This window comes from Curtobacterium sp. VKM Ac-1376 (assembly GCF_015351025.1).
GTDB lineage: Bacteria > Actinomycetota > Actinomycetes > Actinomycetales > Microbacteriaceae > Curtobacterium.
Genome location: NZ_JADKRV010000036.1, coordinates 1 through 6,455 on the forward strand (window position 1 = coordinate 1; position 6,455 = coordinate 6,455).

The following is a 6,455-nucleotide window of genomic DNA, read 5'->3' on the forward strand; positions in this document are numbered from 1 at the left end:
ACCCCGGCAGAAGCATTCGAGCAGCTACTCTCGGACCCGAAACAACCACCCGTTGCAACGACCCCTTGAAACCGCCATCGGCTATCGAGACGGTTAGATCGCGGAAATTCGTACTGTTGCGCATGTAGGCATCTTGTGTCACTGTAGCCAAGACGAAGGGCGGAACCCATGATCGTGACCTCGCTGAAGCGCAGCTACCCGAACCTTCTCGACGATGTCCGCAAGGGACGCCAGAATCAGCCGCTCGAGATCAAGCTCGAGAGCATCACCCGCGGTTACTGGAAGAAGATCAACGAGTCGACCCTTGACGGCTTCCGCGACTTCGTTGTTGGCACCTACGACAACATGATCGTCTCGGCCTACAAGTTCGAGTGGCTGCAGGATGGTCCCGACGGCACCGTCAAGTTCGACGGCCCCGGGGTCTGGGACGAGAAGCCCGCGGGTGACAGCTGGTTCAGCCCTCCGAGTAGCAACGCCTCGCAGGTGCCAGGGGAGTGGCTCATCGGCTGCCCGATCCCGGGCGGCCCGTGGCGCCAGGGCGAGTCACGCGGGACGCGTCGGTACTCGATGGAGACCTACCTGGCCGACCACCCCGAGCTCTCGACCCGTGTCGAGGAGGACTTCGGTGGACGCATGGCTACCAACCTCGTTGATCACCTCGCTACGGGCAAGGCGATCCCCCTGGAGGACTACCCGCAGCTCGCGTCCGCGACCTCGATTCCCGGCACTGCTGAGACGGGCGTCACCGTGGTTCGACAGCCCGGTGGGACGGTCGTCATCACGATCCCGACTGGCACGCGCGCTCAACTGCTGATCGAGCCGGAAGGGGGCATGTTCGGCTGATCTCGGAACACTTTTGGCGAGTCCTGAACCGGTGCCGATCCGCCCCCCGGCCGAGCTCTTCGACGTGAGAGTCGCCCTCCTAGACGCTCTTGAAGACCGGCTCGATGCCGGACGGCACGACGTCTTCACCCGCGCAGGACTGGGGCCCACTGCACGCCGCGTCTACGAGAGCCTGACCACAGACGAGCACGCATCCGAGGTGGTCGCCGACCGTGCAGGACTCCCCCGCGGCCGCGCACGCGCTGCCCTCGCACGCATGCGCCGGTGGGCCCTCGCGATCGCCACACCCACCGGCTGGCGCCGGCGCCTCCAGGACTTCCGAACCCACGTGGCCAAGCAGCTTGGCGTCGACGGGACCCTGCAGCGCCGGGAACAGCAGTACGTCGACGAGCGCGATCTGTGGGCCTGGTGGCGGAACCACCTTGTCCGCAAGGCCGGCCGACGCGGCCGTGACCGTACGCCCACCACGCAGGTTGTCATGTTCCGATCCGTCGACGACCACGGCGGCCCCGAGGCATACCCCGCATACCCATGCTCGAGCGACGGCCGAGCAGACCACCAAGAAGCCATGCGGTTCGTCCGACGCGGACTCCTCCAGCAGCTCCGAGACCTCGAACTCGCTGCTTGAGCGCATGCATGCACGCCTGCTTGCCTTCTTTCTTTCATGCAAGAATGCAAGAATGCTTGACTGACAGAATGCATGCTTTCATGCTTTCCTGCATGCAGACAGCCATGGTGTATAGCGAGTCCGGTGGGGTGTCGAAGACGACGACCGCAGTGTCCATCGCGATGATCGCTGCAGAACGAGGTCTCAGGACCCTCCTTGTCGACTTGGATCCGCGGGCAGCTTCAACGAAGTGGCTCAACGTCGAACCATCGGGGGAGGGGCTGCACGTTGGGGCAATTCTCGGTAACGAGGAACCGGAGGGGTGGGCAGAAGACCTCGCGGTATCTACCGCCTGGTCGTCGAACCTCCGTGTCCTGCCGAGCGCGCGCAACGTGTCGAACCGCGAGGCGGACCGGGCCGACCACGCCGAGCTCCGCCTTCGCATGTCGCTCGAGGGCGCGCAGGCTGATCTCGTGGTCATCGACTGCCCCAACCGCCAGGGTGGCCCGTTGACCCTGGCGGCCCTCAACGCTGCCGACACAGTCATCTACGCCGCTAACGCGACGAACGACGGCATCGACGGCTTCAACGGCGCCCGGAAGACCGTGCAACAGTTTCGACACAGTCGAGAGCGCATCGGTGCTCCTGTGACGTTGACCGAAGCCGGCATCGTCGTCGGGGGAGTCAGGGAGACGATCATGTCCCGACCTGCCGTGGCGAGCATCGACGAGCTCCGCGACACAGGCATGCTCTTAGTGCCCCTCGTCCCAGAACGAGCGATCGTGCAGGAAGTGCGGCTCACGGGTGAGTGGTACGGCAACTACAGGAAGGGTGCACCAGTGCTCGACGCGTACACCGCCATCGTGGACCAGGTAATCCGATGAGCGATCAAAAGCCAGAGCGTCCTGGCGACCTTAGGAACCGACGCCGGCCCCAAGCCGCCGCAGACGAGCGCGTTGACCCGGTCGACTACCGCCAGACCGAGCCTGCTCGGATTCCCATTCCGGCCCCGGCGTCGCCGAATGTGACTCCGCCGGCCCCGCGCCGCGGCCGCCCTCGACGCGAGGTGACAGTCCCGTTCAGTACCCGTCTCGCACTCGACGTGCAGGACTTGATTGATGCAGCGGTCGACGGCGGCGAGGGGACGATTCGCAACGTCGTCGAAGAGGCAATCCGCGAGAAGTACGGCCAGCAGTACGGCACGGCTGCGAAGGATCGCTAGGAGTCCATCGTCAACGGAGTGTTCCCGATGCGCGCTCCCTCGGGCACGTCTGCGGTCTGCTCTACGGTAGTGCCATGACCGTCGAGCGGGTAAGGCCTGGCGACCCAGAGTTGGCGATGATCGAGACGCTTGAGACCGCGATACGTGAGCCCGGGCACACGTTCAACGACCTCGATCCCAACATCGAAGCGTTCATCGAGCAGCACCTCTTCGGCGAGGCCGAAGGCAAGACGCTCGACGGCGGATTCTCGATTCGGATCAAACCAATGGGCCGGTCTGCCGTGCAGCGGTTCCGGAGTCGCCAGGTTGATGCCGTCGCTCGCAAGCGGGCGTTGCCCGACCTGTACCTCAGGTACGTCTGGGAACGCTGCAACGCCGGTTCTGACGCCTACCCGGACAAGTTCCTTGAGACCGAACCGCACTGGTGCGGCGACGTCTACACGGCCGCGGAACTTGAGCGCGCCGGCACGTGGCTGCTCGAGCGTGAGCTGATCGACGGCGTCAAGATGGCGAACTCCGACGCCCCCATCCGCGCCAAGATAACCGCCGACGGAGAGGACGTCATCGAAGGGGGCCGATCCGTGCACGACCCGGCCCCGAGCGCTCGCGGCTCGTCACACTTCATGACGTCGATTCACGGCGGGAACGTGCAGATCGCGCAGCAGTCGTCGCACGTCACGCAATCCCAGGACAACCGATCGGGCGCCGCAGCGGCCCTCGAGCTCGTTGACGCGGTCCTCGCCCAAGTCTCGGAGCTCCCAGCGGCCCAGCAAGTGTCCGTGAACTCCGCAGCCGAAGAGCTGCGCGGCGAAGCAGAGGGGCACGCACGCGAGAGCGTGCTGCAGCAGTTGGGCAACAAGGTATTCACCGCCGCCGTGGTCGCTGGTGCGACCGCGGGAAGCAACACGATCGCTGCGCAGCTGATGCCCCACCTGGCCAAGCTGCTCCACGCGATCGGCGTCGGATGAACATGCGGGTCCGTCGCGTTGAAGCGCTGGAGTCATTCCGGTCACCGTTCGACATGACTGTCGCTGGCTTCAACGAGAGGTGGTGGGGTCGCGCCCGGTACAGCACCGAACCGAACTACGAGACACTGACGTTCGACCAGGATGGCGTCGAGGTCGCCCGCGCCGAGATCGACACGGCCGCGCAGATCGCGGACGTCTACAAGGGCTTCACGCCGCCCGCGTCCGCGATCGATGTGTCTTTCTTCGAGGTGCGGGAGGGTTACCGACTCGCCGGCGTGGGCGAGGCGGCAATGATGCTGCTGGTCAGCCGCTACCCGGGTCGAACCTTCACTGCGTTCTCGGAACAGGCAGACGGTTTCTGGTCTGGAATCGGCTGGACGCACTACCCGCGCGTAGACCGCTCGATGCACTACCGACCACTGTTCGTGAAACACGCGACGCCGCCACTTGTCCGCAGGAGCCGCTAAGGGTCCACCGGTCCATCTGCCGTCGAGTCAGTGCCCGGGTCGATCATGCGTCGATCCGAGGGAGGGTGAGGTCCGCCGCCGACGTCGACGCATCATGTCGGTCGCGCGCGCGGTAGATGGTGGCGCGGTCGACGCCAAACAGTTCCATCAATTCGGTGATCGTGCGGTCGCCGGCGCGGTATAGGTCAACGAGGAGCCGTTCGCGGGTGGGGGAGAGCTTGGGCTTGCGGCCCTTGAGTTTGCCCTTCACCTTCGCGGTGGCCATCCCCTCGCGCGTGCGGGCCCGGATCAGGTCGGACTCGAACTCGGCGACCATACCGAGCACGTTGAACAGCAGTCGCCCGACCGGGTCGGTCGGGTCGTGCACCGACCCTCCGAGATCACTTCGGGGGCCGTCACGACACTCAGCCTTAGCTCCGTCGTCCGGTAGCCGATCGGCTCCTACCTCGCTGTGTGCTCGTCGAGTACCTCGATTGCTGCTCGACCCCACCCCGTGGGGTCGTCACCGGGCGGTACGAGTGCCAGCGAGTACCAGAGCACCAAAACCGGCCACCATTGGAGTTCCGCATCGGTGAGGGTATGGACCGTTTGATACCCGTCCAGGAACTGCTGCCGAACGGTCGCTGAAACGGGCCCCCAGTCCCGGAAGAGTGTGCCGAGCATGACCGCCGAACGAGCGAGCTCGACGATTCGGTGGTCGAGTCGAAGCTCCTCGAAGTCGAGAACGCCGACGACAGCGCCTCCGACGCACAAGATGTTCGCGGCGCGGTAGTCGCCCTGCACAATCTGGACGGGCGGGAGATCCGACGGCACTCGTTCGAGGAGCTGCCCGAGGACGTCTCTGGCCGGCGGGGGCAGCGTCGACGGATCGGAAGCGACCCAGCCTGCGATTTGCTTGGTAAGCGGTGCCGGCACGGACAGGACCTCGGATTGCGAGTTGTCCAGGGGGTGCGCACGCAGTGCGTCGTGCAGCCGAGCGAGCGTCACCCCTGCTACACGAACCTGATCGGCGTCCTCGACGTTGAGGTGGTCGCCGTCGATGACGCGCTGCAGTCCCATCGAGACGCCGTCGCTCGTCACCTGAACCTCACCCGAAAGTGTCGGCACCGGTGCCGAAACGGGTAGTCCGAGCGCACCGAGCCAAGCAGTGAGCTTGGCGGCAAGCGCGAGCCGCTTGAATCGGTCAGGCGCTACCGACCACTTCAACAGGAGGCGTTGGTCGCCGCTGCGCACCCACGCAAGGGCGTTGCTGTCGCTGATTACGACCCGCTCCGGGGACGCGACACGAATATCCCAATGACGCTCGATCGTTGAGCTGACCCAAGTGCTCACCGCCTCCGCGTTCGCGAAGCCGAAACGGTCCCGGAGCACCTCAGTCGGGTCGTCCTGCGCCCATAACATCTCGATCGTCATCGATCCCCCTGCGTTAAGAGACAGGGGTCGAGCCCGACGCCCCACTCAATCTTGCCGCGCCTCACGGCCCGCTTCCGACTTCTTGTCAGAGCCTCAAAAGCCGATCCTCAACCGGGCGCCGTAGCGAGAGATGGTGGCGCGTAGTCCGCGCGGGACAGAACAAGAGCGGAACGCCCCCCAGGGTCGCTCCGCTCTTGCCTATGTCAGTGGCTGGTGTGGTGCTCCTGCTCCTGCCTCAGCCACTCGGTGATGTCGATGGGTTGCGTCGGCGGCAGCGCGATCGCTTCAGGCCGGATTTGGTGTTCCATGAGCGTCCCCATTCGCGAAGGATTTCGGGTGCAAGGTGAGTGCGGCAGTTGCCAGTGCAATCCAGGTCGCGGCCATCACGAGGTTGATGACGATCGAGGACGCACCGACTGCGTGGAAGAGCAGCCAGTTCGTCACAGTTGCAGCAACCCACGGCATCACCGACACGACGAGCGCCGCGGCGTTCGCGCGATGGCCTCTCCAACGGCTTACAACGGCCGTCGCCAGGAGGGCGCTGACAAGGATCCAAACGACACCGGTTGTGAGCAGGCCACCGCTCCAGAGGTACCGGTTGAAGAAGTCGTACCAGCTGGGCAACCCCGCGGCGAGCGGGATTGAGGTCATATCGCGACCGTGCATGAGCAGCAGACCTGCCGAAAGCGCCAAGCCCCACCCGCCGGCGGTCAGAAGGGTCGTCCAGTGTCGGCGGGGTGTCCCGGCCGCGGCAATAAAGCCCAGCCCAACAAGGAGGACGAACGTCACGCGATCCGGGCTCGGGTAGACCACGACGTATTCCGGCGAGGATGCAGCCTGGACGGCAAGCAACACGAGGGCGACCACCGACGACGCCAACGCTGACAAGCGTGCCGGGAGGTGCCTGCCGAACAGCACGAAGACACCGGCCAGGA

General features: G+C 65.2%; 8 protein-coding genes and 1 pseudogene. 6 read left to right on the plus strand and 3 right to left on the minus strand.

Annotation, left to right across the window (positions count from 1 at the left end; translation table 11 throughout):
• Positions 1-168 precede the first annotated feature (168 nt).
• The 6 genes from ITJ56_RS17860 to ITJ56_RS17885 all read left to right on the plus strand — a co-directional run bounded on the left by ITJ56_RS17860 (position 169) and on the right by ITJ56_RS17885 (position 4,107).
• Positions 169-843, plus strand: a complete 675-nt coding sequence (locus tag ITJ56_RS17860) for a hypothetical protein (protein ID WP_194631984.1) — start codon at positions 169-171, stop codon at positions 841-843.
• Between the two features lie 64 nt (positions 844-907).
• Positions 908-1,471, plus strand: a complete 564-nt coding sequence (locus ITJ56_RS17865) for a hypothetical protein (protein WP_194631985.1) — start codon at positions 908-910, stop codon at positions 1,469-1,471.
• 56 nt (positions 1,472-1,527) lie between these two features.
• Positions 1,528-2,334 (plus strand): ParA family protein, encoded by an 807-nt coding sequence (locus ITJ56_RS17870; protein ID WP_228518182.1) that lies wholly within the window; start codon positions 1,528-1,530, stop codon positions 2,332-2,334.
• A gap of 182 nt (positions 2,335-2,516) precedes the next feature.
• Complete coding sequence (locus ITJ56_RS17875) at positions 2,517-2,672, plus strand: hypothetical protein (RefSeq protein ID WP_194631986.1); 156 nt, start codon at positions 2,517-2,519, stop codon at positions 2,670-2,672.
• A 74-nt stretch (positions 2,673-2,746) separates the two neighbouring features.
• Positions 2,747-3,640, plus strand: a complete 894-nt coding sequence (locus tag ITJ56_RS17880; RefSeq protein WP_194631987.1) for a hypothetical protein — start codon at positions 2,747-2,749, stop codon at positions 3,638-3,640.
• Positions 3,637-4,107: a GCN5 family acetyltransferase gene (locus ITJ56_RS17885; RefSeq protein WP_194631988.1), complete on the plus strand. Its 471-nt coding sequence runs from the start codon at positions 3,637-3,639 to the stop codon at positions 4,105-4,107. Before ITJ56_RS17880 ends, ITJ56_RS17885 begins: the two co-directional genes overlap by 4 nt.
• Before the next feature lie 43 nt (positions 4,108-4,150).
• On the opposite strand, the pseudogene ITJ56_RS17890 reads toward ITJ56_RS17885, so the two are convergent.
• The 3 genes and pseudogenes from ITJ56_RS17890 to ITJ56_RS17900 form a co-directional block, all read right to left on the minus strand.
• Positions 4,151-4,501 (minus strand): annotated as a pseudogene (locus tag ITJ56_RS17890) (recombinase family protein); the annotation flags it as partial.
• A gap of 47 nt (positions 4,502-4,548) precedes the next feature.
• Positions 4,549-5,520: a phosphotransferase gene (locus ITJ56_RS17895; RefSeq protein WP_194631989.1), complete on the minus strand. Its 972-nt coding sequence runs from the start codon at positions 5,518-5,520 to the stop codon at positions 4,549-4,551.
• A 285-nt stretch (positions 5,521-5,805) separates the two neighbouring features.
• The coding region (locus ITJ56_RS17900) for a hypothetical protein (RefSeq protein ID WP_228518183.1) at positions 5,806-6,455 on the minus strand (650 nt) is incomplete at its 5' end.